This is a genomic window from Niallia sp. FSL W8-1348 (genome assembly GCF_038006745.1).
GTDB classification, from domain to species: Bacteria; Bacillota; Bacilli; order Bacillales; family Cytobacillaceae; genus Niallia; species Niallia alba.
On record NZ_JBBOVV010000001.1, the window covers coordinates 2,673,758 to 2,693,846 of the forward strand.

The following is a 20,089-nucleotide window of genomic DNA, read 5'->3' on the forward strand; positions in this document are numbered from 1 at the left end:
TTAGAGAACCTCTTTATTTTTTACAAACTTGCTCTGTATACGCGATAGCCGATGATATTCCCATACGTATAGAGAATATAAGAATGGTCCATTAACTTTCCTTCCAATTGCATATTCGCTGGCACAGTTATATCTATTGCCTCTTCTTCTGTTTCCATTCCCGTCATCATATGAGAAAAAACAGAGTGGCCAAGTTTTATTTCTACTTTTGGAAAGCCTGCTTCTTTCATTAAATGAACCCATTCTTTTTCTGTATACACCTTCTCAATTCCATATACCTCACACATATTCTGATGTTCCATTGTATTGAGACTTCTTTCGGCAGTCATTTCTAACAATAGTAGGGTGCCGCCTGGTTTAAGCACTCTTTTAATTTCGGCAAGCGAGTTTTTGCAATTAGTGAAAATTAGGACAGATTCTACTAAAACGATGTCAAAGCTGTTGGAAGGGAAGGGCATTTTTTCTAAGCTTCCTTGAACTAATTGGATAGAGAGATTTTCCTTTTCAAATCGTTTTTTTGCTCTTTTAACCATTGTAGGATGGTAGTCAATACTTGTTACAGAACAAGGATAGTTCTTTTTTATATAGGCTGATGTTTGGCCGGTTCCACAGCCGCCATCAAGTAATGTTGTTTGGTCCGTAATTTGTTCTTGCTCCAATAAAAATTTTGTTAAAGTTAATCCACCTGGATGTGCACCGCTTACCCCGAAATAAGCAAGGGCATCTTGATAGGTCGGTTTCATTTTTTTCCTCCCAACAAGTCAATTTCTACTTTCCATACTATATGAGAAATAAGGAGCTTTGGTTCAATAATATTTAACATTCATTTTTCTGATGATATGATTTAATAAGACAATGATTTACAACGAATTGGGAAAGGAAGCGTATAATGATGGCCATTACTAAAACAAATGCAATGCGAATCTTGGATGCCGAAAAGATTCCATATAGTGTGCATACCTATGAAAATAAAGATGGGAAAATTGATGGTATTTCCGTTGCAGGCAAGATTGGCAAAGAAATCGAAGTAGTGTATAAAACACTTGTGGTCAAAGATGCTGGCTCCGGAATTTATGTATTTGTTATCCCAGTTGAAGCTGAGCTTGACTTAAAAAAGGCAGCGAAAGTAGTAAACGCAAAAAAATTAGAAATGATTGCCGTGAAGGATATTCAAAAAATGACCGGCTATATTCGAGGTGGCTGTTCCCCAATCGGCATGAAGAAAAAGTATGAGACAATCTTGGATGCAAGTGTGAACAAGCAATCCTCTATTATTATCAGTGGAGGAAAAATCGGTGTTCAAATCGAAATGGCAGTTGAATACTTAATTCAAGTTACGAATGCGAAAGTAGAAGAGGTTATTCATTAAGGATAATTTGAAAAGATCACTAAAAAAGGAACGGTCCGAATACACTTTTCATCGTCGTTTAAGGGCTGTTCCTTATCTACATAGTCTTTTCTGCTAATTTTCTTTCAGGGCTTTTTCGTTTAAGAGAAAGTAAAAGAATGGTGGTTAAAATGAAGAAGGCTCCAATCCATTCATAAACACTAAAAGGGACTTTTAACCAGATAACGGCAAGGAATGCTGCGGATAACGGCTCTGCACAAGATAATAAGCTAGTCTCAGCGGCTTCCAAATGTTTTAAGCTTTCTAAATAACAAAAGAAAGCAACTAAGGTACCAATTAAAATGACAAAAACGATCGCTAGAATGGAAGAAAACGAAAACACCCCGTCGCCCGTCTCCCAAGGTGGAGAGACAAAGGACATCCCGAGACCTCCAATAATCATTCCCCATGCAACAACTATTGTGGAACCAAACTCTTTCAACAGCTGTGCGGGCTGTAATGTATAAAGAGCAAGGAAAAAGGCAGAGCTTAACCCCCAGGCTAAAGCTTCTGGTCTGATTGAAATCGTAGAAAAATGCCCTGCAGAAACAAGAAAATAGGTCCCCAATAAAGCAGTGATAATCCCAATTACATGCTGAAAGGGAGGAATAGTTCTCCTTTTCAAGGCGATATAGAGAATAATAAGTACAGGTGCTAAGTACTGAAGTAATGTTGCTGTTGCGGCATTACTTGTTTCAATCGCAGCAAAATAAGTAAATTGAACACCAGCCATTCCTAGCAGACCAAAAATGAGTATGTTCCCCACACTCGCTCTTCTTTTCCAAATATTCCAAATGTCCTTATTCTTCGTTAATCCTAAATAACTGAGCAAAATTACTCCGCTCGTAAGAAGGCGAATACTGACGAGCCAACCTGTGCTAAAGTGTTTCTCGGTAAACAAGTATTGTGCTACTGATCCAGAGACTCCCCAGGAAATTGCAGCAGTTAAGACAAGGAATATCCCAATAGACTTTCGTTTCATATATATTTCCTCTTTTATCAGAATTTATTTTGTATTTATTATATACAAAATAAAGAAGTTTGAATATACAGAAAATAAGGTTGTGGGCACCTTTTTTTCCTCCTTGCATATGTTATCAAAGATAATTGCCTAGAGAAGGAGGGAATGGAATGTATCCAGAATATCCTTATTACGGTCATAAAAAAGAAACGAAGGATGTACCAATTGCATTTCCACCCCAGCATCAAGATAGAATGCCTGGGTTTGAATATGTCATGAATCCACGCCCTATTTCTGAAAATCCACATTATAAAGGGAGCGATAAACTTAAAGGAAAGGTAGCTATCGTTACCGGCGGAGATAGTGGAATTGGAAGAGCGGCTTCTTATGCTTTTGTAAAAGAAGGTGCAAAGGTAGTCATCGTTTATTTAAACGAACACCGTGACGCAGAGGAAACGGAACAAAGGATTAGAGAGTTAGGTGGAGAATGTTTACTAATTCCTGCTGATTTGACGATAGAAACAAATTCTACTTTAGTTGTTCGTAAAACATTGGAACGTTTTGGTAAAATTGATGTCCTTGTCAATAATCATGCTGTGCAATATGTAAAAAAGAGTATATTAGATATCTCCAATGAACAATTAGAACATACATTCAAAACAAATGTTTTTTCCTATTTTTACTTAATTAAAGCGGTGCTGCCTTATCTAAAGGCAGGAAGCTCGATTATTAATACAGCTTCGATTACCGCATATAATGGCTTTAAAGAACTAATTGATTATTCTTCTACGAAAGGTGCTGTAGTTACATTAACTAGATCCTTAGCTCTTTCCTTAGTGGAGAAGAAAATAAGAGTAAATGCGATTGCTCCAGGCTCTTTCTGGACACCGTTAATTACTGGAAGCTTCTCCGAAAAGAAAGTGATGAAATTCGGTACCGACTCACCAGCCAAAAGAGCAGGGCAGCCATTTGAGCTTGCCCCAGCATATGTGTATTTAGCATCAGACGACTCTATGTATGCAACGGGGGAAGTTATTCATGTAAATGGAGGACAGATGGTAACAACTTAATGATATTACGATTGTAGGTCATCTGAAAGGGATAGAGAGCGTTTGTTGAAGTGAGAGAGAAATTGATGGGGGATTTCAAAGCCCTTTTGCAGGAATCCAAGAGTAAAAAGGTAACAGAGAGGAAGTCTCAAAGCCCTTTTGCAGGAATTCAAGAGTAAAAAGGTAACAGAGAGGAAGTCTCAAAGCCCTTTTGCAGGAATTCAAGAGTAAAAAGGTAACAGAGAGAAAGTCTCAGAGCCCTTTTGCAGGAATCCAAGAGTAAAAAGGTAATAGAGAGAAAGTCTCAGAGCCCTTTTGCAGGAATCCAAGATTGAAAAGGTAACAGAGAGGAAGCCGCAAAGCCCTTTTGCAAGAATCAAAGAGCGAAAAGGTAACGGAAAAGCAAGCCAAAACCAATAATATAGATAAAAGGCAATCTTCATAACGAAGATCGCCTTTTATCCATCAGTATTCTGGATGATCTAAAGCATATAATTGCTGGTAACGGCTACTTGTTGCAAGCAGATCATGGTGAGTTCCTCTAAGCACAATTTTGCCGTGAGCCATAAAAATGATCTCATCCATCTCTTCAACGCCTACGAGATGATGGGTAATCCAGATCAATGTTTTTCCTTCTAGTGAGCTAAAGATTGTTTTAAGTAAGGCTTTTTCTGTCTTTGGATCAAGGCTGGCATTCGGTTCATCCATAAGAACGATAGGAGTTCTTTGGAGTAATATTCTAGCTAATGCTACTCTTTGTCTCTCTCCGCCAGAAAAACGTTGTCCTGTTTCCTCCATAAAAGTATCCAATCCGTTCGGTAAGGAGGCAACTAACTCTTCTAATTGAGCTAATTTAACCGCTTTTGTTATTTCTTCTTCCGTTGCTTCTTCAACGCCTAGTAGAATATTATTTCGTAATGTTGTCGCAAACAAATGAGGTGTTTGATTGAGTACAGAAATAATCGAAGAAGTATCCTCTTGAAAGGAAGCCGTTGCTTCGTCATTGTATGTGATACTTCCTTCAGTCGGTTGGATTACTCCTTGGATTAGTTTCAGTAAAGTTGACTTACCAGCACCACTTCGTCCGATTACGGCAATTTTTTTCCCTTGTGGAATGTCTAAGCATACATTGGATAGGGATAGTGCTTTTTCTCGATCATATCGGTACGAAATTTGATTAACTTGAATATCCACCTTATTTGTCTCGATTACTGGTCGTATGTTTTTGTTTTTTTGCTCAGGAGCCTCTAATTTTTTAAGTCTTGCTAACGAATCTTGGTAGGCTGGTAACTTTTCAAATGCATCCGAAACGACTAAAAAGGCGTCAAGGATTGGTAAGGAAACCAGAATAATAGCAGCAATCAATGTAACAGGGATAGCCCCGTCGATATATTGTTGACTAGACCAAAACACGAGAGAAAGGATAATTAGTGCAGCGACCGCTTGAGAAGCAAAGTTTCGCCAACGAGTAAATTGAACAAGCTTATGATTAATTTGTGCGACAATTACTTCCTCTTTTTCATACTCATCTATAAAGTTCTTCGAACGACCACTGATAACCCAGTCGCTAATTCCTAAAATGTTATCTGTTAACTTTTGATATAGTCCATTTCTTCTTTGCTTAAATTCCCTTTGTTTTTTGCGCATAAGCACGAGAGAAAGAATAGGGAAGACGAATAATAACAATCCCAAATAAAGTGCCATAAGTAAGGCAAAAGGAATATCGAGTATGCCAATAGCACAGACAACAATGATATACAGAACAGATGTTGCAAAAGTTGGGAAAATAGTTCGTAAATAAATATTTTGCAGCTTCTCAATGTCATCAGAAAGAATTCCTAGCATATCGCCAACTTTAAATCTACTTTTTAAAAACAAAGCTTGTGGTTCTAATATTCGATATAGCTTTATCCGCATCTCTGATAAAATACGGAGAACGGTATGGTGCCCGGCTAATTTCTCTAGATAGCTAAAGACTGCCCGACTAATACCAAAGGTTCTTACGCCGACAATCGGCACATAAACCATTAAAATATTCTCGACTGGAATGGCTGATTTGGAAATAAGGTAGCCAGAGGTAAAGGTGAGCATCGCAGCTGTAAGTAAAGCGAGGATGCTCAAGAAAAGAATTAAGATAATTCGACCACTATTTGCTTTTAGAAATGGAGAAATCCATTTATTTTCATTCAACTTAAGTCATCCTCCTTACTGTTGTAATAGCTTATAATAATAACCTTTAGCTGCAATTAGTTCTGCATGTGTGCCTATTTCTACAATGGAGCCTTGATTCATGACGATAATAGAATCCATCTCTTTCATCCAATGAAGCCGATGAGTCGCTAGGAATACTAGTTTTTTAGTAAATAAAGGAAGCATCGTTTCTTTTAATTCAAATTCGGTTTCAATATCTAAATGGGAGGTAGGTTCATCTAACAGCATGATTTTTCGGTTGGTTAAGAAAGCTCTTGCTAATGCAATTCTTTGTTCTTGCCCACCACTTAAATTCCTTCCTCCATCTCCTAATAGTTCATCTAAACCATTAGGGAAAGTAGTGAAAATGTCATGTAAACCAGTTGCTTTTAATGCTTGGATAATTTCTTCATCGGAAGCATTTGGATGGTAAAAGGCAATATTCTCTCTTAAAGACATGCTAAAGATATAAGGAGACTGCGGGATATAGGTAGTCAGCTGTCTCCATTCATCTGTCATAAGACTAGATAAGGGAGAGCCATTCAAAGAAATCGTTCCTCCGCAATGCTCTGAAAAACCACTTAGCAGGTCAATAAGTGTAGATTTGCCTGCACCACTTTCGCCAACAATCCCAATTTTCTTATAGCCATCAATCGTAAAGGAAAGATTTTTTAATGTTATTTCTTCTTCAGGATAATGTTGAAATGATACACGATCAAAGGATAAGCATGGATTGTTTCCTAAAGAAATAGATAGCTCATTTTCCTGTATACGGTTCGGAGTTTGAATAATTTCCTGAGTTGCTTCCCCGGCTTCCTTTCCGTCCAATGTTGCATGATAATCCGCTCCGACCATTCGGACAGGCAGGAAAAATTCTGGTGCCAAAATTAAAATCATTAAGGCAGGCAATAAAACTAAATCACCATTTATTAAGCGCAAACCTAAATTTACTGCTACAACAGCCACAGAAAGAGAGGTAAAGAAGTCTAAGGAGAAGGAAGATAAAAACGCTAATCTTAAGGTTTTCATTGTTGCCCCACGATATTGTTCGCTAACCTTTTCAATATTTCCGCTATGCTGTTTGCTTCTTCCCAAAAATTTCAGTGTTTCTAGACCTCTTAAAGAATCTAAGAAGTGATTAGATAATATTTTGTATGTGGCAAGCTGTCGATTCATTTGGCTGCTAGCTGCCATACCAACAAGAATTAAGAATCCTATTAAAATCGGCATTGTAACTGTTAGAATTACACCTGAAAGCCAATCATTCCAATATACATATAGAATAATCATGCCAGGAATAACGCCTGTAGCAAGCATTCTTGGTAAAAAAAGTTCCAAATAGGTTCTATATTGAGTTACTCCTTCGAGTACAAGTGTAGCAATGTTTCCACTTCCCTGTTTTTTAGTGAATTTAGGTCCAAGTTCAAACAGTTTTTGCATTAAGTGAAAACGAAGTTCCTTACTTGTCTTTTCCGCAAAATTAGTAGCAATGTTTTGCTGGATAGTGTGTAAAAAGTGTCGCCCTAGAAAAGCTAATAAGAACAATATGATTTTTACATACTGCTCTTGAAAGGTTGCCCCGTTATATAAAGAGGCTATTATTTCTGCAAGCCATTTGGCCTGCAGAATAATAGCAGCTCCTTCCACAATTGTTAATATTCCTATAATCGCGAGAATCGGCTTGATCCCATTAAGTTTTAAAAGATTTTTATCCATCAGTATTCTAAATGGGACTTCTCAGTAATACGTTTCCGGAAAACAATATAGCTCCAAATCTGATAGCCTAAAACAAATGGCAGAAGAGTTAGTGCTACAATTGTCATCACTTTTAAAGAGTAATGACCGGAAGCCGCGTTGTGAATGGTTAAGCTAAATGCATCATTGATGGAACTTACCATTACTCTAGGGAATAAGCCGATGAAAATGGAGGCGAAGGATAAGGCGATAACTGCACCTGTCATTCCAAAAGCCCAACCATCCATTTTTCGAGAAATAAAGAATCCGCCAACGACAAAGGCAATAACCCCTAATGAGAAAATAAAGGAAAGGATTAAGCCGCGCTCTTGGAAAATATCTGTTTTAATATAGGTTAACGCAGAAAACAGAGTTAACAAGATACCTAGTAAAGGTAGAAGTTTTTGTGCTAAATTGCGCGCTCTTTCGCGTAAATCTCCGACAGTACGTAATGTTGTAAATACTAATCCATGTACAAGACAAAGGACAAGCACTGTAAGACCACCTGTTAATGTATAGTAGTTTACAATATCGAAGAAACCGGCTTTTAATTCCATGTTTTCATCAATTGGTAGTCCCTGCATAAAGCAAGCGAAGACGACTCCAAATAATAAAGGAGGAAGGAAGCTGCCTAAGAAAATACAGACATCCCACGCCTTTTTCCATGTAGGGTGACTATCTTTTGCACGGAATTCAAATCCTGTAGCCCGAACAATTAATGCCAATAAAACAACTACAAGTGGTGTATAAAATCCACTAAACATCGTAGCGTACCAATGAGGGAATGCCGCAAACATGGCACCTCCTGCAGTAATTAACCATACTTCATTCGCATCCCAATAAGGACCGATGGAGTTAATGAGTATTCGTTTTTCTAGGTCATTTTTTGCTAAAAGCTTTGTTGACATTCCCACACCAAAATCAAAACCTTCTAAGAAGAAGAATCCAATAAACAAGACAGCGACTAAGATAAACCAAAGGACATTTAACTCAAACATGGAAACCCTCCTTCGCAAACGGGTCATTCGTTACTTTTTCGTCTTCTTTTTCCATCATATATGGCCCTTTTTTTATAACTTTTACATATAAGTAAACCATGATAGCGCCTAAGATTGCATAAATTGTACAGAATGAAATAATAGAGAATAATACTTGCCCAGCTGAAACGCTTGGGGAAATACTATCTTCTGTTTTCATTAATCCAAAAACTGTCCATGGCTGTCTGCCAATCTCTGTCATAATCCATCCAGAAGTGTTGGCGATAAAAGGTAGAGAAATACCTGCGACCATTAAACGATAGAACCATGTATTTGGTTTAGATACTAATTTCTTTTTCCAAGCTAGAAATACGCCATAAATTCCAAGGAGAATCATCGCTACTCCTGCTGCAACCATTATGCGGAAACTCCAGAAAGTAGTTTTAACGGGAGGGATATAATTGCCATCCCCATATTGTTGAACATACTCTGCTTGCAGTTCATTCATCCCTTTGACACTTCCATCTAATGTATTATAAGAAAGAATGCTTAGTAGATAAGGGATTTTCAGTTCAGCACTATTTTGTTTATTTTCTACATCGATATTGGCAAAAACGGTCCACGGTGCTGGATCTTCACTGTTTTCCCATAAACCTTCACTTGCAGCCATTTTCATTGGCTGTGTTTCTACCAAAAATTGTGCTTGGGCATGCCCTGCAACAAGTGTTAAAAAAGTAGCACTTAATGCAACAGTAATACCGATTTGAAAGGATTTTTTAAAGAAATCCACATCTTTTTTTCCTAATAATTTAATGGCACTAATCCCACAAACTAAAAATGCGCCAGTAGCTAATGCTGCAAACACTGTATGAGGGAATTCAACAAGTACTTGACCATTGGTAATAAGGGCAAAGAAATCATTCATTTCTGCTCGACCATTATTAATCTCAAATCCCACTGGACGTTGCATAAAGCTATTTGCTGCTAAAATCCAGAAAGCAGACATAGTTGTTCCAAATGCAGTTAACCAAATACAGGCTAAATGGACTTTTTTTGATAAACGGTCCCAGCCGAATATCCATAGTCCAATAAAAGTACTTTCCATAAAGAAAGCAAGCAATGCCTCAATCGCAAGTGGTGCACCAAAAACATCACCAACAAAGCGAGAATAATTAGACCAGTTCATTCCAAATTGGAATTCTTGAAGAATCCCTGTAACGATACCAATAACAAAGTTTATTAAAAATAATTTACCCCAAAACTTAGCCATTTTTTTGTATTCTTCATTGCCTGTTTTCACATAAAAAGATTCCATGATTGCGATAATAAATACTAATCCAATAGAGATAGGCACGAATAAAAAATGGAAAATGGTTGTTGAAGCAAATTGCAAACGCGATAGAAAAATCATATCCATGGATTTTTCCTCCTTTTTTTGTATTTTGAACAGATTTGTGAATCTTACTATTCATTAAAGCGATAAAAATCATTGCATAAGATGAATTTCAATTAGATTAGATTGAGATAATAGGATAAAAAAACTTGTTAAAAGTGCTTTTCCTTGATGCTCATCCTATGTAATTTATTGTTGGGAAAAGTCGATAAACATTGGTATAAAAGGATTTATCAAAAGTTATTTTTCCGATCGTCTCCTTTTGGTAAAAGATAGGTATATCATAATGAAATTTTTTCTGTTTGAGGTAAAGTTCACTCAATGTTTGAAAAATGTTCACATATTCGTTCACAGAAATGACAAAAACGAGAGAGGGTTTAGTAGATTGGAAGATCGGGGAAGAAGAACAGCGAGATTGTTGATGGAGAATTTCAGGAGTTGAATTTCCTCGTAAGCAACCAGCCTATCCCAATAAAAGTACTGTAAAACCACAGCCACCTATAAGGCCTCTTCCTTTTGCTGGTTGTTCTTTCATGTTATGATAATAAAGGAATAAGAAAGTTCGAAATGATAAAAGCTGAATAAAATATTGAGGGTGTTTAGATGATTAGATGCATAGCGATTGATATGGATGGTACGTTATTAACATCCACACAAGAAATTACTGAAGAAAACAGAGAAGCAATTAAATATGCGCAAAGCAAGGGAGTAGAAGTAGTGATTGCTACTGGCCGTGCATATGAAGAAGCAGGGGATCTTTTAAAGGATGCGGGAATTATTACCCCGATGATTTGTGCAAATGGTGCAGAAATTAGAACGAATGAGCATATCATTGTTGATACAAATCCGTTAAATAAGGAACTTGCGAGACAAATTGCTGATACTTTACATAAACATCAAGTCTATTATGAGGTATACACCAATAGAGGGACGTATACGGTTGATAAAACAGTGGCAAGATCGCTTATTATGGACATTTTTACTGTGAGTGGTCATGTTAGGGATATGGAAGAGATTAAAAAAGCGGCAGAGGAACGATTAGCGGTTATTCATCAATTAGATAGCTATGAAGAGTTATTTGAAGATGATGACCAAATTATCTACAAGTTACTAGCATTCCATTTTGATCCGATCGTATTAAGTAATGTCAGAGAAGAGTTGACTAAGCTGGAGGAAGTGGCAATAAGTGCTTCCGGGAAAGAAAACCTAGAAATTACTTCTGTACATGCCCAAAAGGGAGTTGCTTTAGATAAATTTACGAATGCTCGCGGAATCTCCCTTTCAGAAACGATGGCTGTTGGTGATAATTATAATGATGTTTCGATGTTTCAAGTGGCAGGTAGAGCAGTAGCAATGGGAAATGCGGTAGAAGATATTCAACGTCAATGCCATTTTGTAACGGGAACAAATGAAGAAAGTGGAGTAGCACAAGCGATTAGAAAAGCACTAGAGGAATAAAAATAAATAGAAACTCAACAAACGACAAACAGTGGATAAACCTCGGTAAATGGGGTTATCCACTGTTTTTTTATCCCACTCTTAACGGACAGTAAGACTCAACCGTAAGCTTATGAGAATACGAGAAAGATAGGTGGGAGATCAACTGTCCGTAAAGGTCCGATTGGTTCAACTAACCCCCACTGAGGGAAGTTTCACTTTATAATGATTGCTTATTCTCTTGGTTTTAATCCATAAAGGATAAACTGAATAGTTCGTTCAATTTCTTCTTCATCGTCCCACTTAATTTCGGGAAGAAGAAGATGACGAGCGAGAAAATAACCAAATATGGATGTGACCGTTAGGCGAACGGAGCTAAAAGGCGGAATAGGAATAATTTCTCCCTTTTCTCGATACGAGTCCATAATTTCTTGAAGGCGTCCGAAAATATTCTTAGCGATCTGATTTTTAAATGTTTCTCGAAGATCATCATGAAATGGGATTTCTTGAATTAAAATTTTAAATAGTGCATTATTTTGTTGTAAAAACTCCATTCTGTTTTTTACAATAGCTCGAAGAAAATCCTCAAAATTATTGTGAGAAACATTTAGTACTTTATCGAAATCCTTTATGACTCGTGGTGCAATCAACGTACTTAATAATGGCGAGAGAAGGGTTAACAGTAAGTCCTTTTTTGTTTTGTAATGTCGAAAGATGGTACCCTCTGCAACGCCTGCCATTTTGGCAATTTCACTAGTAGAGGTTGCGCGGTCCGGTACCGCTCCAAGCCATTGACAAACGCCATACGAGGCGATTCTATCCCTTTTAAAGTTGTCACCTCTTTAAAAGCCCTTTGTTGCCTTCAAGGCAATAGAAACGCCTTAAAGGCGCTAAATGCTTTTGGACAAATTGAAATAACCTATGTTAATTACCTAAACATTGGTTGGAAGAGGTTACGAATAGAGGCTGGGACAAAACTAGATAGCCAATCTGTAAAGACGAACAATCTCTAATTTATCACTTAAATAAAGGTTCCTTTTATACAATGGTTATTTATGTTTTTAAATATAGTCAAGTGTAAAAACTAATTCGTTCCATTGCGCTACAGAAACTCGCTTTCCGCGGGGAGCAACCTAAGCCTCCTCGGCTAAAGCCTGTGGGGTCTTAGGTTTTGCTCTACTTCCCGCAGGAGTCGAGTGTCTTCCGCTCCATTCCACTCTGTTTTTAAAGGCAATTCCCTAAAAAATATTGTTTTTTTAGAAAAAATGAATTAGTAGGAAATATGGAGCAGCCTGAATACACGTAGACTCCTATGGGAGCTGCGAGAAAGTCCGAGACCCTGCAGGCCATAGGCCGAAGCGGCTCGGCGCTCGCCCCATGGAAAGCGAAGTGTATTCAGGCTGCGGATATTAACACTAACTGTACTGAAACAGCCTTTTATAAAACTAATAAAACCCGAACAATCATTTAGGATTATTTGATAGTTGTTCGGGTTTATCTATGACTGGAATACTTATTTCCCAGCCTCTATATTTCTTTGTTACTGTGCAACAATCGCGCCCGATTTGTTTAATAGAGCAATTTGTTTACAAAGTCACAATTCATTTTTTAATAGTTACCTTGATTGAAACAGCAACAAATTCTGACCTAGGCCTCCCTAGTGTATTTCAATGGGATTAGATCACTAATTTTCGTTTTAACATTTTTACCATCAATATTTAAAATAATAAAGCAATCTGGAGCATAGTCTGAGATTAGCTCTCTACACATACCACATGGGCTTACAACCTTTAATTCTCTCTCTACTTCATCTGAATAGGGGTGCCTTACAGCCACAATTGTATCAAAATCCTTTTCTCCATCTGATATTGCTTTACCAATTGCAATTGCCTCTGCGCATACTGTGACACGTCCAATATATGCTTCAATATGTACTGCAGAAACTACATTTCCAGACTTTGTTCTCAAACTTGCACCAACATGATGTTTATCATCCTCATATAGTTGAGTAATCTTAGTTTTAGCTTCCTCAATTAATTCATAATCCTTTGGGGTTAATGGATAAGTCTTCAATTTTCCATCTCCTTTCTTTTGCATGTATATCACATTCCTTTAAGAAAAAATCCTCCGCAAAATGGCCCGTTTGCGGAATAAATCAATTCTAACTTAAAACAACAATTGTTGTAATTGACACTACTCTATATCTCATTTTGAAAACAGTTTGCTCCACCATGGCTTTTTTGTTTCTTTTTCTTCTTGTGCAGCAGCAATTTCTAATCTTCTTTCTTCCAATGATCGATTCAATTGTTGGGTTAAAATTCTATCTCTCTTTTCCACAACATCATTCATTTTGGCTTCAAATGCTTTGAACATAACTTCTCGTTCCTTTTCTATAAGCCTTTTTCAGAAAACGCATCAATGGCAGCTATCAGTATTTTTTTTGTTTATCTGTTATCGATTGTTCTTCTTTTAAAATAATTTCTAATATATTCTCGCTATTATTCATTCAGAGGAAACTCCTTTATCCATGCAATCTAATTTAATTATAAAGGATTATGGAGGAAAAATATAATATCGTCAACCACTCCTAACGAAAGTTAATAAGGCTCTTGCCAGCAACCTAAATACTACGATATTTTTTTAAAACAAAAATATTGATAATCATTAAAACAATAGAATAGCCAAAAAGGATACTAAGGGAACCTATTATTTCCATAAATCCATTGCCACGAATCATTACTTCTCTCAAGGCGTCTGCAGCATAATATAATGGGGTCAAGTAAGAGATCCAGCTAATGGCAGAAGAAATCGTATCTAAGTTAAAAAGCCCAGAAAAGAAAACTTGTGGGACAATGACAATGGGAATAAATTGAATCATTTGCAGTTCATTATGGGCAAAAGAGGATAAGAGAATCCCCAACGTAAGAGCTACTAATGCCAATAATAAAGTAATCAATAATACGTATAAAATGGAACCAGCATTTGACATCTGAAGAACATAGACCGAATAAACGACAATAATGCCTGATTGCACCATTGTAAATAATCCAAAGCCGATGATATAAGCAAGAACTAGCTCCCATCTTCTAATAGGACTGGAAAGCAATCGCTCCAGTGTTCCCGTTGTTCTTTCTCTTAAAAAGGATACACCTGCTACTAGGAAAACAAAGAAGAAGGCAAAAAAGCCAAGTAAAATAGGTCCAAATGAGTCAAATTGTTTCATATCCATGGAACCATAAAGTACGTCAATATCGATTGCAGCTTTAGAGGGAGACAACGTTTGAACGGCCTCTTGTATCTTGGCAATCGTTGTTTTGCTAATAGAAGGATCACTTCCTTCTAACATTAATTTTGTTTGACCACTTTCGACGATAAAATAAGCATCGATTTTCCCATCTTTTAATGCGTTCTCTGCCGCTACCTCGCTAGTGTAAATAGATGTTTTTAATTCTTCTTTTTCGAAGGCTTCGCTGATGGAATCAGGAGTATCAATTAAACCTATTTTTGTTTCGTAGTCATTCCCATTAAAAACTAGATTGACTAACGTTAAAATGAGAATAGGAGCTAAAATCATTAATGCGAGTGTTCTTTTGTCACGGTAGAATTGTTTCATAATACGTAATACTAAGGCGTTAATTCTCATTTGCTAAACCTCCATAATATAAGAATGCTTCCTCCATCGTCTGGGCATTACAGCTATTCATTAAGTTTTTCGGAGTATCAATAGCAATGAGCTGACCATTTCTTATCATTCCCAGACGATCGCATTTCTCTGCTTCATCCATTACATGGGTAGTGACAATGATAGAGGTGTCATTTTCTTTCAGATGGTTAAAAGTTTGCCAAATAGCTTTTCGGAGGATAGGATCAATCCCCACTGTAGGTTCATCTAAGATTAGTAGTTTTGGATTATTTAACAGCGCAATACAAATAGATAATCTTCTTTTCATTCCCCCTGAATACTGGGACACAGGCTTAGAAAGATGCTCTGATAATTCTACTAAAGAAGCAGTATCTTCTATTCTGCTTTTCTTCTCTGTTCCTTTTAATCCATATAATCTAGCGAAGAAATCGAGATTCTCTTTAGCGGTTAAATCTTGATATAGCGCATCTGCTTGTGCCATATAACCGATTTTTTCCATTGTCTTCAGGTTAGGCATTTTTTCATTCAATACGTGAATAGAACCACTATCAGGTAGATCTAATCCAATAATTTCTTTTACAAGTGTTGTTTTTCCCGCCCCAGACGGACCTAGTAATCCTAAGATCTCACCAGGATAAACTTGTAAGTCAATTTGATTTAAAATCTGTTTCTTTCCAAATGATTTGGAAAGATTCTTAACAGAAACAATGGGTGGAGCGATCATAAAAAGACCACCTTTCTGAATTAATGAGTGATTACTCACTTCTATCTTACAAAAAGGAATGTTATTTGTAAGGTGAGTAATCACTCATTTTGAAATTACTTTTAAAAACCAATTATTCAATTTGCTAGTTATTCGCTATAATAGAAATGATTAACCGAAAAAAAAATGCTGATTTCTAAAAGATTGTTGTTTTTTCAATAGGAGAAAACAATGAGTTGGAAAAATAGAGTAGTCGGAATACACGTAGGCGCCACGGGGATTAGCGAGACAGTCTGAGACCCCGGAGGCTCAACGCGAGCCCCATGGAAAGCGAAGTGTATTCTGGCTGAGGGTAATCGCAACAAACTTTACGAAAACAGCAAAAAAGAAAGATCCTATTGAGGTGGAAAAATGGCTGATTTTAATGCGAGTGTTATTATTTGTGAGCCCATTGACGAAGTTTTTGCCTATTTTGCAGATATGACAAATGCTCCAGAATATATGAGTAAAGTGGCATCAACAGAAAAACAGACAGATGAGCCGATAGGGGTCGGCACAAAATATAAAGAGATAAGAAATGTTCGTGGAAATAAAGTATATGCTGAAATAGAATACCTTACCTATGAAAAAAATGTGGGATTTATGCGGAGAAGCAGTTCAAACGGATTAATAGTTGACTATGCTTACCGTTTTTCAGAGATACCTGAAGGCACACAAGTGGAGTTTGAAGGAACAGTGCATGTTAAGGGACTTAAAATGTTACTGATGAGAAAGTTCCTCGTGAAAATGGTGAAATCAGAAGACAACGATCATGTGCAAAATGCAAAAGAAGTGTTAGAAGGAAGAGTAGAAAATTTATAGGGAAGGGGGATGATGCAAGGATGGAATTTTTTGCATCAGCTTTTTTCAATAAATAATAGTTATGTAGAGAAAGAAAATTATTATTTTAAAATGATTAGAACTTATGCTTTAATAGAGAACACCTGCGACTTCAGTCGTGGGATGAATCTCTTTTCTTTTTTGAAAAAATAAAATTGAATATAGAAAACATATGTTCTGTTTGGTAAAATAATCTTAGAGAGAGGTGCGGAATTTGAAAAATACGGAGAAACAATTCGGAGTACAAAAAGAAATATTGAAGGTAAGAACAAAAAAAGAATATTTAGCATTGCGTAAATTAAGTCAATTAAGCAAGAATATGTACAATGTTGGTTTGTATTCGGTTCGCCAACACTTTTTTGAAACAAAAAAATATTTCCCCTATAAGGAAAATTACCATGCATGTAAATCCAATGAGAACTACAAATTAATGGGTTCGGCAGCGGCGCAACAAACGCTCAAAAAAGTGGAAGAAAACTTTAAAAGTTTCTTTGGGGTGTTGAAAGTAAAAGGTCAAGGAGCAAGGATTCCACGTTATTTGGAAAAAGATGCTCATTTTGAATTAAGTTACCCACAATTTAAACTACAAAAAGATGGGACATTCTATATTCCTGTTTCTCCTGCCTTTAAAAGAGAATACGGAACGATTAATGTTCGTTTCCCTTCAAATTTAGCCCCCTCAGAAATTGCTGAAATACGCATCCTTCCTAAATATAACGCACATTATTTTGAAATCGAGTATGTCTATAAAAAACAAGTAGAACAGCAAAAATTAAACAAAGATGAAGCACTTTCTTTGGATTTAGGAATAGATAATTTCATTGCCGGTATCGATACACTAGGTAATACTTTTTTAGTTTCTGGTAAACGAGTAAAGTCCTTGAACCAATGGTACAATAAATAAATTAAACGGTTACAGTCTATGAAAGATAAACAAAATATTGCCCACCTAACCAATCGACAGGTTTGTTTGTTGAGAAAAAGAAACAATGTATTACGCGATTTTTTAAACAAAACAACACACTACGTTATCAAACATTGTTTGGCTAACGGAATCGGTAAACTAGTTGTTGGACTCAACAGGGGTTGGAAACAAAACATTAATATCGGAAAGAAAAACAACCAAAAATTTGTACAAATTCCACACAGTAAGTTCATCAAAAAAGTTGAAAATATGTGCAAAAGACACCGCATTGAACTCATCGTTCAAGAAGAAAGCTATACTTCAAAAGCTAGTTTTCTAGATAATGATGAACTCCCTGTATATAATAAAAATTCGAAAGAAAAGCCCGTTTTCTCTGGAAAACGAGCGTTTCGAGGGCTATACAAAACATCTAGGTCTATTTTGGTGAATGCTGACCTAAACGGAGCAGCAAATATTTTAAGAAAATGTAACCATACATCCGAACTGTCGGACAAGGTGGCTAGGGGGCTTTTGGCAGTCCCGATGAGAATAAAATTAGTATAACCAAAAGGTTTATTAATCAGTTCTTATAGAATCTCGGTACTTAAGTGCCGAGTAGTTCAAATGTCCAATATCGCTCTGTATATAATCTAGTTAGCACATCTGGTTCCTGATTATTTAACCCCTCTTGAAGAGTAGCTGCATATTGTTGCGTTTGAGAAAGATGGGCTGCAATTGTTGCTATTTTTTGCTCTGCAAAATTTTGAACATCGATTTCTATATCCGGCTGTCCAAGATCTTCTTCACAATTTTTCGAGAATGCTACACAATAAAGTTTGGGTCTATTAGCAGCATCTCTTTTTTCAATAGCTTTTACAACGGCTGCTCCTGTCGCGTCATGATCTGGGTGAACAGAATATCCTGGATAGAAAGTAATAACTAGAGACGGATCTAGTTCATCTAGTAATGCAGTAAATTCATCAACTAGTACTTCCTCCTTTAGGAATTCAATCGTTTTATCACGATAGCCTAACATACGGAGATCTTCTAATCCCATTGCTCTTGCAGCTTCCTGTAATTCGTTTTTGCGAATTTCTGGTAAGGATTCTCTTGTTGCAAATGGTGGGTTTCCTAAATTTCGTCCCATTTGGCCAAGTGTTAAGCAAGCATATGTGACCGGGACTCCTTCGTGTATAAATTTAGAAATGGTACCAGATACACCAAATGCTTCATCGTCGGGATGGGGGAAAATAACTAATACTTGTCTTTCATTTTCCATTTATACTCCTCCTTTCATGAAATGGTAATCATTTATTTTTTAAGAATATTTCATGCTATTTTACTTTCTCATTCAAATGGTGTTTCACTTATTTGTAAGGCAACTGCCAATTTTCCTGTGAAATCTAATCCTGCTAATAATAATCTATTTTTTTCATCCACTTCATAATGAGTAACACCTTCTGCATAAACCCAGCCAATTCCCGTTTTTAAGCCAACTCGATAGGGACCGTTTCCTGTGATCTTGCCATATTCATAGGAAAGCTGTGCATTGCGGATATAGGCGCCGGAGTTAAAGAAGGTTTCGTCATTATGTGTAGCATAGGCGCCATTAGTCGTTTCTAAGTGAATATATATTTCTTTTTCACTCAAACGCTCGATTTCTTTTTGGACTTTCTCGATTTGTACAAACTCCAAAGAATATCCCTCCTTTTTACTAGTCTATTTAAAGGGAGAAAAATGGTCAGGGCATTTTTTTCCTTTTATTCAAAGCAAAGAATGCTGTGAGACCATTTTTAACCTCTTTTACTTAATACGAAGCTTCTCTTTTTCGTTACGATATGCTCCGTGCATAGTTGGGCCAACATACTCATTTAACTTAAAGCCATTGCGAATAGCGGCAGTAATAAAGTCTTTAGCTGTTTGAACAGCATCTTTTACTGTTGCACCTTTTGCTAATTCAGCTGTAATCGCAGCAGAGTTTGTGCAGCCTGCTCCATGTGTATAGGTTGTATCAATTAGTTCACTCTCTAAAATCGTAAATTCTTTTCCATCATATAGAAGATCGATTGCTTTTTCATGTCCTAATTTGCTGCCACCTTTAATGAGAACATATTTTGGTCCAAGTGCGTGAATTTTTACTGCTGCCTCTTTTAAATCTTCTATTGTTTTAATAGGCTCATCTGTTTGTGCAAGCTGCCAAGCTTCAAATAGATTAGGAGTCACTACCGTTGCTCTTGGAACAAGCAATTCGCGAAGAGCATCAGCTGTTTCTGGGTGAAGGACTTCATCTTCTCCTTTACAGATCATGACAGGATCAATAACAACATTTTTAATATTGTTCTCATCAATTAGTTTTGCTGCTGCTTCAATAATTTCAACAGAACCAAGCATTCCGGTTTTCATTGCATCAATACCTACAGATAGAACAGTTTCCAATTGAGCGTTTACTGTGTTTATATCCTGTGGAAAAACATTATGATGCCAATGATTTTTTGGATCCATTGTTACGATTGTCGTTAAAGCGGTCATTCCATAAACGCCTAGTTCTTGAAATGTTTTTAAGTCTGCTTGAATACCTGCACCACCACTAGTGTCAGATCCTGCTAAAGTTAATACTTTCTTCATTGTTATGCCTCCTATGTAATTGCCACTTTTTAGCGAAAAGTAATTTTGTTTGATTGAATAATTGTAGACTATTTTAATTAATCATACAACTTTTGCGCCATCCTTGCCTTAGTTTGGTTCTCATGTCGTTTTTACATACCAATCGAAGGAAGTTAAAGGCGTAAGGTGATAATAAGTAAGAGAATTCTGTCTACATGTATGGTAATC

General features: G+C 36.7%; 18 protein-coding genes and 1 pseudogene. 5 read left to right on the forward strand and 14 right to left on the reverse strand.

Going from position 1 to position 20,089, the window contains the following annotated elements:
* Positions 1-20: 20 nt before the first annotated feature.
* Entirely contained in the window at positions 21-743 is a 723-nt protein-coding gene (locus tag NST60_RS12780; RefSeq protein WP_016202565.1) for a class I SAM-dependent methyltransferase, read from the reverse strand.
* 149 nt (positions 744-892) lie between these two features.
* Between NST60_RS12780 and ybaK the strand changes: the two genes are divergently transcribed.
* Entirely contained in the window at positions 893-1,369 is a 477-nt protein-coding gene (gene ybaK / locus NST60_RS12785; RefSeq protein ID WP_016202564.1) for a Cys-tRNA(Pro) deacylase, read from the forward strand.
* Between the two features lie 76 nt (positions 1,370-1,445).
* Here ybaK and NST60_RS12790 read toward each other — a convergent pair whose 3' ends face one another.
* Positions 1,446-2,369 (reverse strand): EamA family transporter, encoded by a 924-nt coding sequence (locus NST60_RS12790; RefSeq protein ID WP_224428009.1) that lies wholly within the window; start codon positions 2,367-2,369, stop codon positions 1,446-1,448.
* A gap of 149 nt (positions 2,370-2,518) precedes the next feature.
* Here NST60_RS12790 and NST60_RS12795 point away from each other — a divergent pair, with 149 nt between their 5' ends.
* Positions 2,519-3,418, forward strand: coding sequence for an SDR family oxidoreductase (locus NST60_RS12795; protein WP_016202562.1), 900 nt, complete (start codon positions 2,519-2,521; stop codon positions 3,416-3,418).
* Between the two features lie 444 nt (positions 3,419-3,862).
* Here NST60_RS12795 and cydC read toward each other — a convergent pair whose 3' ends face one another.
* The 4 genes from cydC to NST60_RS12815 are packed head-to-tail and all read right to left on the reverse strand — an operon-like array spanning position 3,863 to position 9,715.
* Positions 3,863-5,587 (reverse strand): thiol reductant ABC exporter subunit CydC, encoded by a 1,725-nt coding sequence (gene cydC, locus NST60_RS12800; protein ID WP_169189407.1) that lies wholly within the window; start codon positions 5,585-5,587, stop codon positions 3,863-3,865.
* A gap of 15 nt (positions 5,588-5,602) precedes the next feature.
* Entirely contained in the window at positions 5,603-7,303 is a 1,701-nt protein-coding gene (cydD, locus tag NST60_RS12805) for a thiol reductant ABC exporter subunit CydD (protein WP_169189406.1), read from the reverse strand.
* Positions 7,303-8,319, reverse strand: a complete 1,017-nt coding sequence (gene cydB / locus NST60_RS12810; protein ID WP_016202559.1) for a cytochrome d ubiquinol oxidase subunit II — start codon at positions 8,317-8,319, stop codon at positions 7,303-7,305. Before cydB ends, cydD begins: the two co-directional genes overlap by 1 nt.
* The gene (locus tag NST60_RS12815) at positions 8,312-9,715 is read right to left on the reverse strand and encodes a cytochrome ubiquinol oxidase subunit I (RefSeq protein ID WP_016202558.1); all 1,404 of its coding nucleotides are present in this window, start codon (positions 9,713-9,715) and stop codon (positions 8,312-8,314) included. The genes cydB and NST60_RS12815 overlap by 8 nt, the downstream gene beginning before the upstream one ends.
* Before the next feature lie 579 nt (positions 9,716-10,294).
* Between NST60_RS12815 and NST60_RS12820 the strand changes: the two genes are divergently transcribed.
* On the forward strand, positions 10,295-11,149 hold the full coding sequence (locus NST60_RS12820; RefSeq protein WP_016202557.1) for a Cof-type HAD-IIB family hydrolase: 855 nt from the start codon (positions 10,295-10,297) through the stop codon (positions 11,147-11,149).
* A 212-nt stretch (positions 11,150-11,361) separates the two neighbouring features.
* Here the strand turns inward: NST60_RS12820 and NST60_RS12825 are convergent, their stop codons facing one another.
* The 5 genes from NST60_RS12825 to NST60_RS12845 all read right to left on the reverse strand — a co-directional run bounded on the left by NST60_RS12825 (position 11,362) and on the right by NST60_RS12845 (position 15,495).
* A complete protein-coding gene (locus NST60_RS12825; protein ID WP_224428017.1) occupies positions 11,362-11,943 on the reverse strand; it encodes a TetR/AcrR family transcriptional regulator in 582 nt (193 codons plus the stop codon).
* A gap of 832 nt (positions 11,944-12,775) precedes the next feature.
* Positions 12,776-13,225 (reverse strand): cytidine deaminase, encoded by a 450-nt coding sequence (locus tag NST60_RS12830; protein WP_016202555.1) that lies wholly within the window; start codon positions 13,223-13,225, stop codon positions 12,776-12,778.
* Between the two features lie 108 nt (positions 13,226-13,333).
* Complete coding sequence (locus NST60_RS12835; protein WP_016202554.1) at positions 13,334-13,501, reverse strand: hypothetical protein; 168 nt, start codon at positions 13,499-13,501, stop codon at positions 13,334-13,336.
* A 247-nt stretch (positions 13,502-13,748) separates the two neighbouring features.
* A complete protein-coding gene (locus NST60_RS12840) occupies positions 13,749-14,771 on the reverse strand; it encodes an ABC transporter permease (RefSeq protein ID WP_169189405.1) in 1,023 nt (340 codons plus the stop codon).
* Complete coding sequence (locus tag NST60_RS12845; RefSeq protein WP_016202552.1) at positions 14,761-15,495, reverse strand: ABC transporter ATP-binding protein; 735 nt, start codon at positions 15,493-15,495, stop codon at positions 14,761-14,763. Before NST60_RS12845 ends, NST60_RS12840 begins: the two co-directional genes overlap by 11 nt.
* A gap of 390 nt (positions 15,496-15,885) precedes the next feature.
* Between NST60_RS12845 and NST60_RS12850 the strand changes: the two genes are divergently transcribed.
* A complete protein-coding gene (locus NST60_RS12850; protein ID WP_016202551.1) occupies positions 15,886-16,335 on the forward strand; it encodes an SRPBCC family protein in 450 nt (149 codons plus the stop codon).
* Positions 16,336-16,783: 448 nt separating this feature from the next.
* A pseudogene (locus NST60_RS12855) lies at positions 16,784-17,821 on the forward strand (RNA-guided endonuclease InsQ/TnpB family protein).
* 40 nt (positions 17,822-17,861) lie between these two features.
* Here the strand turns inward: NST60_RS12855 and bshB2 are convergent.
* From bshB2 to pdxK, 3 genes are all read right to left on the reverse strand, one after another.
* Positions 17,862-18,536: a bacillithiol biosynthesis deacetylase BshB2 gene (gene bshB2, locus NST60_RS12860; RefSeq protein ID WP_169189404.1), complete on the reverse strand. Its 675-nt coding sequence runs from the start codon at positions 18,534-18,536 to the stop codon at positions 17,862-17,864.
* A 68-nt stretch (positions 18,537-18,604) separates the two neighbouring features.
* Positions 18,605-18,952 carry a YojF family protein gene (locus NST60_RS12865; protein WP_016202548.1) on the reverse strand — a complete coding sequence of 116 codons (348 nt, stop codon included), beginning with the start codon at positions 18,950-18,952 and terminating at the stop codon, positions 18,605-18,607.
* 108 nt (positions 18,953-19,060) lie between these two features.
* Positions 19,061-19,888 (reverse strand): pyridoxine/pyridoxal/pyridoxamine kinase, encoded by an 828-nt coding sequence (gene pdxK / locus NST60_RS12870; RefSeq protein WP_040343113.1) that lies wholly within the window; start codon positions 19,886-19,888, stop codon positions 19,061-19,063.
* Between the last annotated feature and the right edge of the window lie 201 nt (positions 19,889-20,089).